The sequence below is a fragment of the Corynebacterium sp. c25Ua_47 genome, assembly GCF_039907205.1.
Lineage (GTDB): Bacteria > Actinomycetota > Actinomycetes > Mycobacteriales > Mycobacteriaceae > Corynebacterium > Corynebacterium hiratae.
Genome location: NZ_JASBOH010000001.1, coordinates 85852 through 101526 on the forward strand (window position 1 = coordinate 85852; position 15675 = coordinate 101526).

The following is a 15675-nucleotide window of genomic DNA, read 5'->3' on the forward strand; positions in this document are numbered from 1 at the left end:
GTAGTCGCCGGAGAATAGCCGGCCTACAGTCATTCATCTCCATGTACGAGTTATCTAAAGGAAAATGATGGATAACATCCAGCAGCCCGCCGCAGTGGAAGACACCACTGCCGCGGCTAAGAAGACCCGCCGTCGCCGCAAGGCGAAGCGCACGCTTGCTGGCGTCTTTGCACTGAGCATCGGGCTTACCGGCGCAGGCGTCTTGGCTTCCGCCCTGACCCCTGATGCGCAGGTGGCCACCGCCGCAAAGGATGACCAGGCACTCGTTCAAGAGGGCAAGGACATCTACGAAGTCGCGTGTATCACCTGCCACGGTGCGAACCTGCAGGGTATCCAGGACCGTGGTCCTTCCCTCGTTGGTATCGGTGCCGGCTCTGTGTACTTCCAGGTGCACTCCGGTCGTATGCCGATGATGTCGAACGACGCACAGGCTGAGCGCAAGACCCCGCGTTACACCGAGCAGCAGACCCTTGCGCTGGCTGCCTATGTTGCTGCCAACGGTGGTGGCGCAGACATCGTCTACGACGAGGATGGCTCCGTTGCGCAGGAGTCCCTGCGTGGTGCTAACTACAACGGCCAGATTCAGGCCGAGGACGTCGCCAAGGGCTCCGAGCTCTTCCGCATGAACTGCGCGTCCTGCCACAACTTCACCGGTAGGGGAGGCGCCCTTTCCTCCGGTAAGTTCGCTCCGCCGCTAGACCCGGCTAACGAGCAGGAGATCTACCAGGCAATGCTGACCGGCCCGCAGAACATGCCGAAGTTCTCCGACCGTCAGCTGACTGCAGATGAGAAGAAGGACATCATCGCCTACCTCAAGTCTGCGAAGGAAACCCCGTCTCCGGCTGGTTGGTCGCTTGGCGGCCTCGGTCCGGTGGCTGAGGGCCTGGCAATGTGGATCATCGGCATCAGCCTTCTGTGCGTTGCCGCTATGTGGATTGGATCTCGCTCATGAGCAACGTAAAGAAGAATTACTCTCGCAAAGAGCTCGATGCTATGAGCAACGACGAGCTCGCAGCCCTCGGTACCGAGCTGGACGATGTTACCGTTGCGTTCCGTAAGGAGCGCTTCCCGGTAGAGGGCGATCCCGCCGAGAAGCGTGCCGCTGCAAACGTCACCTTCTGGCTCATCATTTCCGTCCTGATGGGCATTGCCTTCCTGGCCGTCTACCTCTTCTGGCCGTGGGAGTACAAGATGCTCGGCGAGGACGGCATGTGGTGGCACACCCTCTACACGCCGTTGCTCGGCTTGACCTCTGGTCTGTGCATCCTGGGCTTGGGCTTTGCCATCGTTCAGTACGTCAAGAAGATCCTCCCCGAGGAGATCTCGGTTCAGCGCCGCCACGACGGTCCTTCCGATGAAGTCGACCGCCGCACGCTGACCGCGCTGCTGAATGACTCCTGGAACACCTCGACCTTGGGTCGTCGTAAGACCATCATGGGTCTGCTCGGTGGTGCTGGCGTTCTCTTCGGCCTTACCGTCATCGCTCCGCTGGGTGGTGCCATCAACAACCCGTGGAAGAAGCGCCACGAGTTGAACTACATGGGTGACGGCACCCTGTGGACCTCCGGTTGGACCCTGCATGAGAAGGGCGTCAAGCTCTACCTCGCTCGCGATACCGGTACTATCGCCGAAATGCACGAAGGCGAGTCCGGCTCGCACTACACCACCCGTGGCGTCACCCGCCTGGTGCGCGTGCGTCCGGAAGATCTGGCTGCAGGCGGTATGGAGACTGTCTTCCCGCTGGCTGCTGAGGATGTCAACGACGGTGCAGAGTACTCCGAGGACAAGGACGTCTACGAGAACCACATGCACTCCATCCACGGTAACCGCAACGCTGTGATGCTCATCCGCCTGCGCAACGATGATGCCAAGAAGGCTATCGAGCGCAAGGGTCAGGAAGACTTCCACTACGGCGATTACTACGCCTACTCCAAGATCTGTACCCACATTGGTTGCCCGACCTCGCTGTACGAGGCACAGACCAACCGCATTCTCTGCCCGTGCCACCAGTCGCAGTTCGACGCGTTGCACTACGGTAAGCCGGTCTTCGGCCCGGCAGCCCGTGCACTGCCGCAGCTGCCGATTGATGTGGACGATGAGGGCTACCTCATTGCTAAGGGCAACTTCATCGAGCCCGTCGGACCTGCATTCTGGGAGCGTAAGTCATAATGAGTAACAAACTTGCACAGATGGGTAACAACATGGACGAGCGGTATTCCGCTGCCGGCGTCCTGCGTACCCAGCTCAACAAAGTCTTTCCCACTCACTGGTCCTTCATGCTCGGTGAGATGGCACTGTACAGCTTCATCATCCTGTTGCTGACCGGTATCTACCTCGCGCTGTTCTTCGATCCTTCAATTACGAAGGTCATCTACGACGGTGGGTACACCCCGCTGAACGGCGTGGAGATGTCTCGCGCCTACGCAACGGCACTCGATATCTCCTTTGAGGTCCGCGGCGGTCTGTTTGTGCGCCAGATGCACCACTGGGCTGCACTCATGTTCATGATGTCCATGATTGCCCACATGCTGCGCATCTTCTTCACCGGCGCATTCCGTCGCCCGCGTGAGGCCAACTGGATTATCGGTTGCGCGCTTATCCTGCTGGGCATGGTCGAGGGCTTCCTTGGCTACTCCCTTCCGGATGACCTGCTCTCCGGTGTTGGTCTGCGAATCATGTCCGCCATCATCCTGGGTCTGCCGATCATCGGTACCTGGCTGCACTGGGCCATTTTCGGTGGCGACTTCCCGTCCGACCTCATGCTGGACCGTTTCTACATCCTGCACGTGCTGGTCATCCCGGGCATCATCCTGGGCCTTATCGCAGCACACCTCATCATGGTGTGGTTCCAGAAGCACACCCAGTTCCCTGGACCGGGTCGCGCTGAGAACAACGTCGTGGGTGTCCGTATTATGCCGGTCTTCGCCACCAAGGCAATCGGCATGGGCATGATGGTTGCTGGCGTGCTGGCGCTCATCTCCGGTCTGATGACGATTAACGCCATCTGGAACCTTGGCCCGTACAACCCGTCCCAGGTCTCCGCTGGTTCCCAGCCGGATATCTACATGCTGTGGACTGACGGTGTTGCTCGTGTCATGCCGGCATGGGAGCTCTACATCGGCAACTACACCATTCCGTCTGCGTTCTGGGTTGCACTGCTCTGTGGCCTCATGGTCGTTCTGCTCTTCGCCTACCCCTTCATTGAGAAGAAGCTGACGGGCGACGACGCTCACCACAACCTCCTGCAGCGCCCGCGTGACGTTCCGGTTCGCTCCGCTATCGGTGCAGCTGCCATCGTCTTCTTCCTGCTGGTAACGCTGTCTGGTGGTAATGACCACGTGGCACACTTCTTCCAGATCTCGCTGAATGCGATGACCTGGGTTGGCCGTATCGGTCTGATTGTCCTGCCGCCGATTGCATACTTCATGACCTACCGTATCTGCGTTGGTCTGCAGCGCTCCGACCGTGAGGTGCTTGAGCACGGTATCGAGACCGGTGTCATTAAGCAGCTGCCGAACGGTGCCTTCATCGAGGTTCACCAGCCGCTTGGTCCGGTGGACGAGCACGGCCACCCGGTTCCGCTCGAGTACGCCGGCGCTCCGGTTCCGAAGCAGCTCAACCAGCTTGGTCTGGCCGACTCCGAGACTCAGGGCATCTTCTCTTCCGATGACTCCGCTATCGTCTCCCGAGTCAATGAAATTCGCCACGAGAACCACGCTGAGGAGGCGGAGATGTTCCGTCAGCTCAACGAGGCTAACCGCCGCGAAGACGAGGAGAATGGCCGCATCTAGCGCCATCATTCGCTGAAACACGCTCACAGAGCCCGTTCCTTTCTCCATCACACAGGAGAATAGGAACGGGCTTTTGCGTTCTCATTTCCTTTTGTCGCTGGGCTTCGAACTGGGCCCTTGGAGCCGGCCTGGTTCATTTGTTCATTTCGGAAGCTGAGCTAAGTCAGGAGAGCGTTCCTGTAGAAGGCATTTGGCAAAAGGCACCTTTGGGTCTGAAGACGCCATCTGAAATGAGTAAATGGCGTTTTAGCCGGGAAAACGCCTTATGACTGATGCCTTTTGCAAGACGCCTTTTGTCAGATGCCTGAGGCGTGTCAATAAAGGCCCCCAGACGTTGGGCGTTGGAGGAGCTCAAAGAAGGTAATCCGTTTCGCGAAAAGATGTGCAGTGCACTACGGAAAGGTCGTCGTGAACCGACCTGGGTCATGGGTGGGTGAGTAAACCTTGACGTCACTCTTGGCTGTATTGCCTAGTGTTGTTCGGCGGTGGGGCGGGATTTCTTCGCACTTAATTGGCCTACGTCAGGTTGGAGCTGTCTTGGTTGAAGAAGCATTAGACCCCGCCGCGAGTACGCTAGGTGAGCGCGAAGGGCGTCCCAGGGGAGTTCGTTAGATACAGAGTTCTTTCATGCCTAGGCCTCTAGAGCGTGTGCTTTAGGGTAGTTGTAAGGCCGTCTACGTACCCGCTGTCAGAGGAGCGGTCTGCGGGCGCCGAGCTGGGTGGGAGAGCGGGCTCGTAAGTTTTGCGTTGCTTGCCTGTCAAGGTGTTAACCCACAGTTAACCTCCTTGTAGTTTGTCTGATTTCCGGGAATCGAGGAGCGATACGGCGATGCGGAGGTCTCTCATTTGCTCGGGAGAGTGACGCGGTCGACATAAAAACCGCAGGAGAGAACCACTTTGTTGCATGGTTTCAGGAGAGGGTAGTGGGTCAAATGGGGTCGATGTGACGCCGAGTTACACGAGTGTGATGAAGGTTACATCGTATATTTTTGGGCGCTCTTTGGGGCTTTAGGTCGGTGCTAAGGTCTAGCGGTGTGAAGTGAAAACCCCTCTGGGTTATTGCAGGTGAAGGCAAGTATCTGCCTGTCGCGCTTGTGTAATGAACTGAGATCGTTGAGCGTCGTGTCGTTTAGGTTTCCATTTGATAACGGGACGGTAACGAAGCCGGTTTTGCGTTTCTGACTCGACATCGCTCGTGATGATTTCGTAACCTATTCGAGACATTGAGTTACCGCCACGGTGTACACATCACCGGTGCTCAATACGAACTGAAGATTTAAGCGCCGCGTCTGGCCCCTCCTAAACATCCGGGGGCCGAGCGGAGATGGCCCTACAGGAACGGGTCATCGTCGAACGCTAGGCCCGCCCTTGGGTTAGAGCTTTTGTTCGCGTCATGTGGAGAGTGGTCATATGGATTGCCTTCTCCTGGTGGGCGAAAGTAGGCGCGCAGGAAGATTTGGAGTTTAAATTCGTGGCTAAGCACCGTCGTCAGGGCAACCTGAACACCCGTCGCATCGCATCCACTGCTGCTGTTGCTGCTACCGCAGCTGTTACCGTCCCGGCCGCTGCTAATGCGGCTGAGGTTGTCGTCCCGGAGACCGATATCCGCTTCGAGGTTGCCGGTCTGGAGAATGTCCCGAATATCAAGCAGCTGCCGAACATTGACCGCTACATCCCGGCCTTCAAGGCTGACCAGGGCGCTGGCTACGCTGCTGCTGTGGAGGCTCCGGTAGCTGAGGCTCCGGCGCCGGCACCGGTTCAGTCCGTGGGCGAGAAGGTTCTCGAGGCTGCTCGCTCCGCCGTCGGTTCCCCGTACGTCTATGGCGCCAACGGCCCGAGCGCTTTTGACTGCTCTGGTCTGACCTCGTGGGCTTACCGCCAGGCTGGCGTGTCCATTCCGCGCACCTCCCAGGCGCAGGCTTCCGCGGGTACCCCGGTGTCCCTCGATGCCCTGCAGCCGGGCGACATCATCGTCTACTACTCCGGCGCATCCCACGTTGGTATCTACACCGGCCACGGCACCATCATTGACGCGCTGAACTCCGGTACCCCGGTCGGCGAGCGCTCCCTGAACTACATGCCGATTCACTCCGCTGTTCGCTTCTAGGCGAACCTGGCAGTTTGGCTAGCCCCTTCCACTGCTCTTGCCATGTCGATGGCGAGGGTGGGGAAGGGGTTCAGCTATTCTAGAAGCCGTTACGCTTTTCCTTGACTGAGGGTATAATTCAGTCATCTATTAACCTTCTCTTAGTTTCGGGGGTATTCATGTCGCGTCGTGGCATTGCGTGTGCCGTCGCTGCAATCGTTGTGGGTGCGGCTCCGGTGGCCGTCCTGTCGCCATCGGCAGTGGCTCAAGAGTTCCTCCAAGAGCAACCGCACGAAGCGGCGGAGGAGCAGGCACCCGAGGATCTGAGCGATCTCATTGAGCGCATGGCGGACGTCGCCCAGCGCGTTTCCGCCAAGGGCGAGGAAGTCAAGGGACTTGAGGATGAGCTCGCAGAATCGGAGAAGGAGATCGGCGAGCTGGAACGCAAGGCTGAGGAGGCACAGCGCAATTCCGAAGACGCTTCCGTGGTTGTAGCTGAGCAACAGCAGCGGATCGATTCCCTGGCGCAGTCGCGCTACCGCCGAAGCGCGGCAACGCCAGTGTCGGCAGCCCTTGATGCCAACGACGTAGCCAGTGCGGTCGAGCGCATGGGGTACCTGGGGGCTTTGACGAGGGCTGCCAAGCGTGAAGAGGAAGCCATGGTGGCTGCCGCCGCCGCGGCCGACGAGGCGCATCAGCAGGCAGTCGATGCTACTGAGGAAGCGCGCCTCAAGCGCGATGAGCTGCAGGCACAGCGCGATGCGGTTCTCAAGGAACAGGCTGACCTGGAAGAGCAACAGAAGGAGCTCGAAACCAAGGTTGATGGCTTGAGCCCCGAGGCGCGCCAGGCATGGGTTGAGCACTTTGGCGGCTCTGCCGACCTGGACCTAGCTGCGTTGGCCGATGGTTCGGGATCCGTCGCTGTCCAAGCAGCACTCACCCGAATTGGCGCCCCGTATGGCTGGGGTGCCACAGGCCCTGATGTGTTCGATTGTTCCGGCCTGATGGTGTGGAGCTATCAGCAGATGGGGAAGAGTATCCCGCGCACCTCGCAGGCGCAGATTGCCGGCGGCACCCCAGTACCGATCGATGAACTACAGCCCGGAGACATTGTGGGCTATTACGCCGGCATTACCCACGTGGGAATGTATATCGGCGACGGTCAGGTGGTTCACGCCTCCACCTATGGCGTTCCCGTGGCAGTGGTGCCGCTTCATTCCATGCCCGTTCAAGGTGCCGTTCGCTACTAGGCTATGGCGCGCACACTCCTAGTAACGAATGATTTCCCGCCCACCATCGGCGGGATTCAGTCTTATCTTCGAGATTTTCTGGCAACCCTCAACTCGGAGGACGTCGTCGTCTTCGCCTCGACCCAAGATGGTGACGCCGCTGCCGAGTATGATTCGACGCTGCCGTATACCGTGGTTCGCTGGCCACGCACCATCATGCTTCCGACACCTGCCACCGCACGCCGGATGCAGAGCCTGATTCGTGAATACGACATCGAGACCGTGTGGTTTGGGGCGGCGGCCCCGCTCGCCCTTATGGCGTCGGCGGCTCGGGCGGCGGGCGCTCGCCGGATCGTTGCCACGACGCACGGGCACGAGGTGGGCTGGTCCATGCTTCCCATAGCCCGGCAGGCCCTGCGTCGCATTGGTCAGCATGCCGATACCATCACGTATATCTCGGACTACACGCGTACCAGGTTGGAACCCGCGTTTGGTACCCATGCGCGTTGGGTCCACCTGCCTTCCGCGGTTAATCTGGATGACTTCACTCCGGCCACGGAGGGAGAAAAGCAGAGCGCTCGGAAGCACTTTGGACTCGGCCCGGGGCCCGTCATCGTGTGTATCTCCCGCTTGGTTCCCCGCAAAGGCCAGGACCAGCTCTTGCGGGCGATGCCGGCGGTACGGGCACGCTTCCCGGACGCCCAGGTACTCATCATCGGTCGCGGACGCTATGAGCAGACACTGCGCGAGCTAGCGCGTCTGTACTGCCCCGACGCGGTGTTGCAGGAGGCGCGGGACACCGAAGAATTGCAGTTGGCGCTTCATGCTGCCGATGTGTTTGCCATGCCGGCGCGCACGCGGGGTGGGGGACTCGACGTCGAGGGCCTGGGCATCGTTTACCTAGAAGCACAAGCGGCGGGGTTGCCGGTCATTGCGGGTGACTCCGGTGGTGCACCGGAAACAGTAACGTCTGAGACTGGCATCGTCGTGCGCGGCTCCTCGTTTCCGGAGCTTGAGCAGGCCTTGTGCACGCTGCTTGGCGACGTCCCCGGGGCCCACCGCATGGGGGCGGCAGGGCGCCGTCACGTGGAGGAGCACTGGACGTGGGAAATCATGGGCGCACGATTGCGTGAGGTTCTGGAATGTGATCGTGGGCAGGCCGGGGTATATCCTACTAGTCATGCTTGAACACACTTCCTCCGCTGACGGTGGCCATAGCGGCCTCACCATCGGGTTCGATATTGGTGGAACCAACTTGCGGGCCGCGGTGATTAATCCCGCCGGAGAGATTGTGGATTCGACAAGCGTCCCCACGGCCAGGGAAGCGCAGACACTCGAAGATGACATCGTGCGCTGCGTGGACAACTTGGCAGCATCCCATGACATCGAGGCCGTGGGCCTTGCCCTCGCAGGCTTTTTGGATCCCGAGTGTGAAGTCGTTCGTTTCGCCCCGCATTTGCCGTGGCGTAACGCCCCAGTACGCGAGATCCTCAGCAGGCGTTTGGACGTTCCGGTCCGCCTTGAGCATGACGCCAATTCAGCCGCGTGGGGCGAATGGCGCTTTGGCGCTGGGCGCGGTGCGAAAGAATGGGTTTTCTTTGCTGTGGGAACGGGCATTGGCGCCACGCTTTTTACTGAGGGAAAAATCTACCGTGGAGCTTTCGGCACCGCCCCGGAGTTCGGGCACCTTGTTGTGTCGCCGGGCGGGCGCCTCTGCCCCTGCGGCAAGCGCGGATGCTTAGAGCGCTACGCTTCCGGAACCGCTTTGCCGGACACCTGCGCAGAGCTGCGCGGCGAGTATGACACCACCTTGCCGGAGAATCCCTCCGGCGAGGAGATCACCGCAGCAGCTAGGCAGGGCGATCCGCTGGGGATAGCTGTCATGGAGAACTTCGGTCAGTGGCTCGGGCAAGGGTTGTCCATGGTGGCAGATGTGCTCGACCCAGAGCTCATCGTGATTGGCGGCGGGGTGTCCAAGGACGCGGATTTGTACCTCGATCAGGCGCGGGATGCCATGGCTCGGCAGATCGTCGGAGCCGGTCACAGGCCTTTGGCCCGAGTGGCAACCGCGAAGTTGGGTTCGGCGGCAGGTATGATCGGAGTCGCTGATCTCGCCCGCCAGGAGCACCGAGGTTAACACCGCACATTTTTCTTTCACCGAGCAGCACTGCTTGCTCGGCACACACAGATAGGACTATAAGCGATGCGAAACAAGTGGTACTGGGCCTTTAAGCACATCTTTTTCGGCCCGGCCCTTCGAGTGTGGAACCGCCCATGGTCCGAAGGCATGGATCGCATCCCGGAGTCTGGTCCGGCAATCTTGGCATCCTCCCATCAAGCGGTGATGGACTCCTTCTACTTCCCGCTGTTGTGCCCGCGGCAGATCACCTTCTTGGCAAAGAGTGAGTACTTCACCACCCCCGGTTTCGTTGGCCGCCTGCAAAAGTGGTTCTTTAGCTCCGTGGGGCAGGTGCCGATTGATCGCGTCAACAAGGACGCCGGTGACGCGATGCTGGTGAGCGCACAAAAAATTATGGGCCGCGGGGATCTCTTCGGTATTTACCCGGAGGGGACTCGTTCGCCCGATGGGCGCATCTACAAGGGGCGCACCGGTATGGCCCGCATCGCGCTAACCACCGGTGAGACAGTAATACCGATCGCCATGCTCAACACCCGGAAGGCTAATCCAATCGGTTCGTGGGTTCCGCGTCCGGTGCGCGTCGGCATGCGCGTTGGCGAACCCATCGACCCCCACGCATGGGCCGCTGAGCGCAACCTTGATCCGCAGGATCACGCCACCGTGCGTGCTTTCACGGACTACGTGATGAAGCAGTTGTCTGAGCTGTCCGGTGAGCCGTACGTCGACGTCTATGCCTCCGACGTGAAGGCGTCCCTGCAAGCTGGGCACGGCTACCCGGAAGGGGCCGAGCCCAGTTCGGAGGCGCGGTAGTCAGTGACTTCCTCCCCGTCTCAACGCTTAGCGTGGCCTGATGTAGCAAAAGGGATTTCCATCCTGGGCGTCGTGCTGTTGCACATCACGCTTACGGTTCCAGAATCGAAGGACACGTGGTTGGCCGCTTTCAACGTGTGGCTCGACCCACTGCGCCTGCCCCTGTTCTTTTTGGTGAGCGGGTTCTTCGCGCATAAGGTTTTTCGCTTTAGCTTCGCAGAACTCTTTACTCGCCGCCTGTGGTACTTCCTTGTTCCTTATGTGGTGTGGATGCTGGTTGAACAGCAGACCAAGCGCGTGGAGTACCACTGGGTATTCGGGGATCCCGTTTTCGATTTCAGCCAGATGACGGCCAGCCTGCTCGTGGGCCATTCCATGGCGTGGTTCCTGCATTCACTGATTCTGTTTAATCTTTTTCTGTGGTGCGTACGCAAGCTCCCCGGGTGGGCGGCGCTAGCGCTGAGTTTTAGCCCTATTCTGTTCATCGCATGGCAGGCACAGTTCACCTCGATCGCGAAGGCCATTATGTTCCTTCCTGTCTTTGTCGCCGCTGCTTGTTTCCGGGATGCAATCTCCGCCTTCGCTTCCGCTATCGAGGCTCCCTTCAAAGGCGAGTGGGATTACCGGAGCTTTTGGGCGTATTCCGGCATGGTTGGGGCCTACGCCATCGGGTTCTTTATCCGCCGCACGTGGGATAGCTACGCTGGGGCCGTCGAGGTCACGTGGTTGTTGCCAGGCACGGAGGCGCTGGTGAGAGATGACGTCCATATCCTCGTGCGCATGGTAGAGCAGTTCTTCGAGGTTCCGGTGGGAATTGCGGTGGCGGTGGCCGTGTCCTATATACCGGTCCTATCCACCGGACTGCGGTTTATCGGCTCCCACACGCTGCCCATCTACCTCGGTCACCCCATTGGACTTACCGTCCTCTATGGCTACCCCATGGCGCTCAACCCGCGCGAGGTAAGCCTGGCAGGCCAGTGGCCGTTAGAAAATACCTGGTTCTGGCTCAGCATGTGCTTTGTTTATTGCGCGATTGCGTCGTTGGTCCTGTGGGCCTTGGGCAAGGTGCCCGTTGTGGGCTGGACGCTGAAGCCGCCGCCGATCGGTACGAGTAGGCGAACCACGGAACCGCCCTCGGCGGGCTTGAGCTTGAGCCAGAAACTCACTGCGACAAGGAACGCCACGACAAAGAAATAGTCGTTACCTGGAGCCTGCTGCCACCAGGACCACTCCAGTTCCAGCTGCTCGCCGTGCGGGACAAGCCAGTGGCCGCGGGCTAGCAGCACGAACCACGTGAGGCCTGCGAGGAACCAGCAGCGGCGCGCGGTGAGGTAGACCGCGGCTAGGCACAGCCACGTGAAATGGTGGGACCATGAGACCGGGGAGCACAGCAGCGCCGCCGTGGAGGCCAGTAACACGAGTTCTATCTCTGAGGATGTGTGCTCCATGACCCACCACAAGACTGCGACGATGAGAGCGCAGCCAATCAACCACAGGCCCGATGCTTCCTCGGGACTAACACGGCTGAGCAAGCCTCGGAGGGATTGGTTGCTGGAATAGGACAGCGTGCCGATTCGGGAGGAGTCCCGGAGGATGTCAGTCCAGTACGCCGCAGAGCTTGCAGGGGAGGCGAGGTAGCCCACCACACCGCAGGCGATGAAGGCACCTATCGCCGTGGCGAGGGCACGCCAGTCGCGGCGAACGAAAAAGACCGCGAGGAAGACCGCCGGGGTGAGCTTGATCGCCATAGCAACGCCGGTCAGCACACCTCGCCACGAGGAGCGTGGTCTGAGCAGCAGGCAGTCGACAACGACGGCCGCGGTCAGCAGGAGATTCACTTGGCCGAAGCTGAAATTCTCGGTAATCGGTTCGGTGAGTGCGCAGGCGAGCAGCGCCCACGTGGCCCACCAGTCGGGGCGGTCAACGTCGCAGCACCGCGAGATAACGGCGTAGAGACATACCCAGAGCGCACCGAGTGACGCCGCAGTAAGAAGGAGAGACAGCGGCCACAGCGGCATCCACGACACCAAGGCAAAGAGCGCTGCAGCAAAAGGCGGGTAAGTAAAAGGCAGCGACACGCCGTTGCCGAGAACGTAGCTTTGCGCGTAGAGATTCTCCCCGCGGAGCAGGGCCTGCCCTCCCTCTCGGTAGACATCGAGGTCAACATGGTAAAACGGCACAATTCCGCCGCTGTTCATCGACGCCGCAAGATGGATAGTCCACGGCACCGTTGCCAGCCCCACCAGAAGGAGTGGAAGGAGGAGCGAGGAGAGAGCTTTCTTCACGCAGCTGAGTATAGGCCCCCAGTGGCACGGCTCCTCTAGGCAGCAGACTAGGATACGGGGCGTGCGCTACTTCTACGACACCGAGTTTATCGAGGACGGATCGACCATCGAGCTGGTCTCCATCGGCATTGTCGGAGAAGACGGCAGCGAGTATTACGCGGTATCCACCGATTTCGATCCGGGCAAGGCCAATGCGTGGGTGCGCGACAATGTACTGGATAAACTCCCGAGCCCGGCGGATCCCGTCTGGAAATCGCGCGAGACCATCCGCGAAGATCTCCTGAAATTCTTGGGCCGCCACTCCACCCCCATCGAACTGTGGGCCTGGGTCGGGGCTTATGACCACGTGGTGCTCGCCCAGCTGTGGGGAGACATGGCGAGCCTGCCCAAGGGGCTCCCGCGCTACACCCGGGAACTCAAGCAGTACTGGGAGTTTGCGGGCCGCCCCAAGCTGCCTCCCGTGCCCAACGGGAACCACGACGCGTTGGTCGACGCCCGCCATAACCTGGCCAAGTTTCGCATCTGTGAGCAGCACTTGCCGCTGACTCGGGGCAACCGCGTGAGCTGATCGTGAATTAATACCGTGACCTAAAAGTCCATTAACTAACGCGCGACAGGCCCGAGATGGTTAAATACTGGGTGTGAGTTGGACAGTAGATATTCCCAAAGAAGTGCTTCCTGATCTGCCGCCGCTGCCGGAGGGGATCAATGAGAAGTTCCAGGACGCCATTTCCCGCGAGGCGAAGCAGCAGCCCAGCTGGGATCAGCTGCAGGCTGATAACGTGCGAAAGATCCTGGAATCCGTCCCGCCTATCGTCGTGGCTCCAGAGATTGAGGAACTCAAGCGCAAGCTTGCCGACGTCGCCTTGGGCAACGCCTTCCTCCTCCAGGGAGGCGACTGCGCGGAGACTTTCGAGTCCAACACGGAACCGCACATCCGCGGCAACATCAAGACGCTGCTGCAGATGGCCGTCGTCTTGACGTACGGCGCTTCCACTCCGGTGGTGAAGCTGGGTCGTATTGCTGGCCAGTACGCTAAGCCGCGCTCCTCTGATTTGGACTCGAACGGTCTGTACAACTACCGCGGTGACATCGTCAATGGAGTGGAGGCCAACGAGGAATCCCGCCGTCACGATCCCGCCCGCATGATTCGCGCCTACGCAAACTCCTCGGCGGCAATGAACCTGGTTCGCGCGCTGACGCACTCCGGAACCGCGGACCTGTACCGCCTCCACGAATGGAACCGAGAGTTCGTGGCCAACTCCCCGGCGGGTGCTCGCTACCAGGCCTTGGCTGATGAAATTGAAAACGGCCTGGCCTTCATGAATGCCTGTGGGGTGTCGGATGAGACCCTGCGCTCGGCGGAGATTTACTGTTCCCACGAGGCCTTGCTGAAGGATTACGAGCGTTCCATGCTGCGCTTGGGTACGGACTCTAACGGCGAGACCAAGCTTTATGACCTGTCCGCGCACCAGCTGTGGATTGGTGAGCGTACCCGTGGTCTCGACGACTTCCACGTGGCGTTTGCTTCCATCATCGGCAACCCCGTGGGAATCAAGCTCGGCCCTGGCGTGACGCCGGAGCAGGCAGTGGAGTACGCGGAGAAGCTTGACCCGAACCGTGAGCCGGGCCGTCTCACCATGATCGCGCGCATGGGCCACGATAAGGTGCGCTCCGTGCTGCCCCCGATCATCAAGGCAGTGGAGGACTCCGGCCACAAGGTGGTGTGGCAGTCCGATCCGATGCACGGAAACACCTTCACGGCGTCGAACGGTTACAAGACCCGCCACTTCGACAAGATCGTCGACGAGGTCCAGGGCTTCTTCGAGGTGCACCGCGAGCTGGGTACCCACCCGGGCGGCGTGCACCTGGAGTTCACCGGTGAGGACGTCACCGAGTGCCTCGGCGGCGCTGAGGACATCACGGACGTGGACCTGCCGGGTCGCTACGAGTCTGCCGTGGACCCGCGCCTGAACACCCAGCAATCGCTGGAGCTGTCCTTCCTCATCGCAGAAATGCTGCGCAACTAGAGTCTGCGCAGCGTCTAGCTGCGCAGACTAGTACGGCCTCCAGAGAATCGGCCAGGTGCCGTATTCTCCGGAGCCAAACCACCAGGCGGCCACGGCGACAGCCAAGGTGGCGAGGCCGACGAGGACGAGGAACCCGATGAGCCCGACCGCGCTGCGGTTGCTCAACGGACGTTCCTCCGGCTCCTCTTCGGCCCCGGCCGCATATGGTTCTGGCACGGCGGGGGAGGGCGCCGGGGTGTCTACCGGTGCGGCAGGCAGGGGGAAAGCGTCCTCGCGGGTTTCCGCCCGTGTTTCACGCGTGGGGGAATCGGGCGAGGGGATTGCAGAGGTCGCTTCGAAGACACGCGTATTGTCTGTTCCCGAAAAGTCTGTAGGTACTGCAGCGGTACGTGCGGCGGCCGAGTTTCGCGGGACGGGGACCGTGAACTGTGGCAGTTGCAGCTCCCGGGAAACGTCATCCAAAGCATCGAGGAATTCACCCGCGTCTGCAAAGCGTTCGGCTGGGTTACGTGCGGTGGCGGTGGCCACGAGGGCGTCGAAAAGCATCGGCACCCCCTCAATGCGTGAAGATGGTGCCACCACATCCGCGTGCACGCGCGCGGTGGCGTGCGCCAGCGGGGTGTCACCGTGGAAGGGGACTGTGCCCGTCAGCAACTCGAACAGGACGATTCCAGCCGAGTAGACATCGGAAGCCGGCGTGATATCCGCGCCAGTGACTTGCTCGGGGGAGAGGTAGCTTACGGTACCGACGATCTGGCCGGAGCTATCATGCTCCGCCTTTGCGGAGCGCACCAAGCCGAAGTCACCCACCTTGACTCGGTGGTTATCGGTGATGAGAACGTTATCCGGCTTGATATCGCGGTGCACGAGGCCGGCGTGGTGGACTTCGGTGAGCCCGGCCAAGACCGAGTGCATCACGCCGGCCGCAGCGTGCGGCGGCATGGGTCCGCGTTCCGCAAGGAGCTCGCGCAACGTGCCGCCGGTGATGAGCTCCATGATGAGATAGATGGGCAAACCATCCGCGGAAAAGTCATGCACGGCGACGAGATTGGGGTGGCTCAGCTGCGCCATCGCGCGGGCCTCGCGCTTAAAGCGGGTGACGAAGACGGGGTCGTCGTGATAGCGCTCATCCATCACCTTGGCAGCTACTGCGCGGCCCAAACGCATGTCCACGCAGCGATACACAGTGGACATGCCGCCGCGAGCGATCGGCTGATCAATGCGGTAGCGTCCTTCAAGAATGTCGCCCACGTTCAGCCTTGTCATGGGTTCCAGTATGGTCGATCCTCTCCTCAAAGTGTGAT

Annotated in this window: 12 protein-coding genes and 1 pseudogene; 11 read left to right on the forward strand and 2 right to left on the reverse strand. The window is 60.5% G+C overall.

The genetic code is table 11. The features are described 5' to 3' along the window. Nucleotides 1–64 precede the first annotated feature (64 nt). The 9 genes from QKE52_RS00395 to QKE52_RS00435 all read left to right on the forward strand — a co-directional run bounded on the left by QKE52_RS00395 (nucleotide 65) and on the right by QKE52_RS00435 (nucleotide 11253). Nucleotides 65–952 (forward strand): cytochrome c, encoded by an 888-nt coding sequence (locus QKE52_RS00395; protein WP_029159009.1) that lies wholly within the window; start codon nucleotides 65–67, stop codon nucleotides 950–952. Beyond that, nucleotides 949–2169: a ubiquinol-cytochrome c reductase iron-sulfur subunit gene (locus QKE52_RS00400; protein ID WP_070512416.1), complete on the forward strand. Its 1221-nt coding sequence runs from the start codon at nucleotides 949–951 to the stop codon at nucleotides 2167–2169. Before QKE52_RS00395 ends, QKE52_RS00400 begins: the two co-directional genes overlap by 4 nt. Further along, entirely contained in the window at nucleotides 2169–3791 is a 1623-nt protein-coding gene (locus QKE52_RS00405; RefSeq protein ID WP_046647943.1) for a cytochrome bc complex cytochrome b subunit, read from the forward strand. Before QKE52_RS00400 ends, QKE52_RS00405 begins: the two co-directional genes overlap by 1 nt. 1471 nt (nucleotides 3792–5262) lie before the next feature. Next, nucleotides 5263–5898, forward strand: a complete 636-nt coding sequence (locus tag QKE52_RS00410; protein WP_046648126.1) for a C40 family peptidase — start codon at nucleotides 5263–5265, stop codon at nucleotides 5896–5898. A gap of 158 nt (nucleotides 5899–6056) precedes the next feature. Continuing rightward, on the forward strand, nucleotides 6057–7127 hold the full coding sequence (locus QKE52_RS00415; protein WP_347947821.1) for an NlpC/P60 family protein: 1071 nt from the start codon (nucleotides 6057–6059) through the stop codon (nucleotides 7125–7127). A 3-nt stretch (nucleotides 7128–7130) separates the two neighbouring features. Beyond that, nucleotides 7131–8294, forward strand: a complete 1164-nt coding sequence (locus QKE52_RS00420; RefSeq protein WP_347947822.1) for a glycosyltransferase family 4 protein — start codon at nucleotides 7131–7133, stop codon at nucleotides 8292–8294. Then, nucleotides 8287–9243, forward strand: coding sequence for an ROK family protein (locus QKE52_RS00425; protein ID WP_070515779.1), 957 nt, complete (start codon nucleotides 8287–8289; stop codon nucleotides 9241–9243). Before QKE52_RS00420 ends, QKE52_RS00425 begins: the two co-directional genes overlap by 8 nt. A gap of 66 nt (nucleotides 9244–9309) precedes the next feature. Beyond that, nucleotides 9310–10056: a lysophospholipid acyltransferase family protein gene (locus tag QKE52_RS00430; protein ID WP_049155220.1), complete on the forward strand. Its 747-nt coding sequence runs from the start codon at nucleotides 9310–9312 to the stop codon at nucleotides 10054–10056. Between the two features lie 3 nt (nucleotides 10057–10059). Further along, a complete protein-coding gene (locus QKE52_RS00435) occupies nucleotides 10060–11253 on the forward strand; it encodes an acyltransferase family protein (protein WP_347947823.1) in 1194 nt (397 codons plus the stop codon). 194 nt (nucleotides 11254–11447) lie between these two features. Here the strand turns inward: QKE52_RS00435 and QKE52_RS00440 are convergent. After that, a pseudogene (locus tag QKE52_RS00440) lies at nucleotides 11448–12254 on the reverse strand (glycosyltransferase family 87 protein); the annotation flags it as partial. A 148-nt stretch (nucleotides 12255–12402) separates the two neighbouring features. On the opposite strand from QKE52_RS00440, the gene QKE52_RS00445 reads away from it, so the two are divergent. Together QKE52_RS00445 and QKE52_RS00450 are read left to right on the forward strand one after the other, a co-directional pair. Further along, nucleotides 12403–12909 carry a polyadenylate-specific 3'-exoribonuclease AS gene (locus tag QKE52_RS00445; RefSeq protein ID WP_070515775.1) on the forward strand — a complete coding sequence of 169 codons (507 nt, stop codon included), beginning with the start codon at nucleotides 12403–12405 and terminating at the stop codon, nucleotides 12907–12909. A 73-nt stretch (nucleotides 12910–12982) separates the two neighbouring features. Beyond that, the gene (locus tag QKE52_RS00450; RefSeq protein ID WP_070546876.1) at nucleotides 12983–14371 is read left to right on the forward strand and encodes a 3-deoxy-7-phosphoheptulonate synthase class II; all 1389 of its coding nucleotides are present in this window, start codon (nucleotides 12983–12985) and stop codon (nucleotides 14369–14371) included. 27 nt (nucleotides 14372–14398) lie between these two features. Here the strand turns inward: QKE52_RS00450 and QKE52_RS00455 are convergent, their stop codons facing one another. Further along, nucleotides 14399–15637, reverse strand: a complete 1239-nt coding sequence (locus QKE52_RS00455) for a protein kinase (protein WP_070512437.1) — start codon at nucleotides 15635–15637, stop codon at nucleotides 14399–14401. Between the last annotated feature and the right edge of the window lie 38 nt (nucleotides 15638–15675).

Bases quoted from the DNA above. Each gene is read 5' to 3' on its own strand.
- QKE52_RS00395 (WP_029159009.1), top strand. From the start codon at position 65: ATGATGGATAACATCCAGCAGCCCGCCGCAGTGGAAGACACCACTGCC.
- QKE52_RS00400 (WP_070512416.1), top strand. From the start codon at position 949: ATGAGCAACGTAAAGAAGAATTACTCTCGCAAAGAGCTCGATGCTATG.
- QKE52_RS00405 (WP_046647943.1), top strand. From the start codon at position 2,169: ATGAGTAACAAACTTGCACAGATGGGTAACAACATGGACGAGCGGTAT.
- QKE52_RS00415 (WP_347947821.1), top strand. From the start codon at position 6,057: ATGTCGCGTCGTGGCATTGCGTGTGCCGTCGCTGCAATCGTTGTGGGT.
- QKE52_RS00420 (WP_347947822.1), top strand. From the start codon at position 7,131: ATGGCGCGCACACTCCTAGTAACGAATGATTTCCCGCCCACCATCGGC.
- QKE52_RS00425 (WP_070515779.1), top strand. From the start codon at position 8,287: ATGCTTGAACACACTTCCTCCGCTGACGGTGGCCATAGCGGCCTCACC.
- QKE52_RS00430 (WP_049155220.1), top strand. From the start codon at position 9,310: ATGCGAAACAAGTGGTACTGGGCCTTTAAGCACATCTTTTTCGGCCCG.
- QKE52_RS00455 (WP_070512437.1), bottom strand. From the start codon at position 15,637: ATGACAAGGCTGAACGTGGGCGACATTCTTGAAGGACGCTACCGCATT.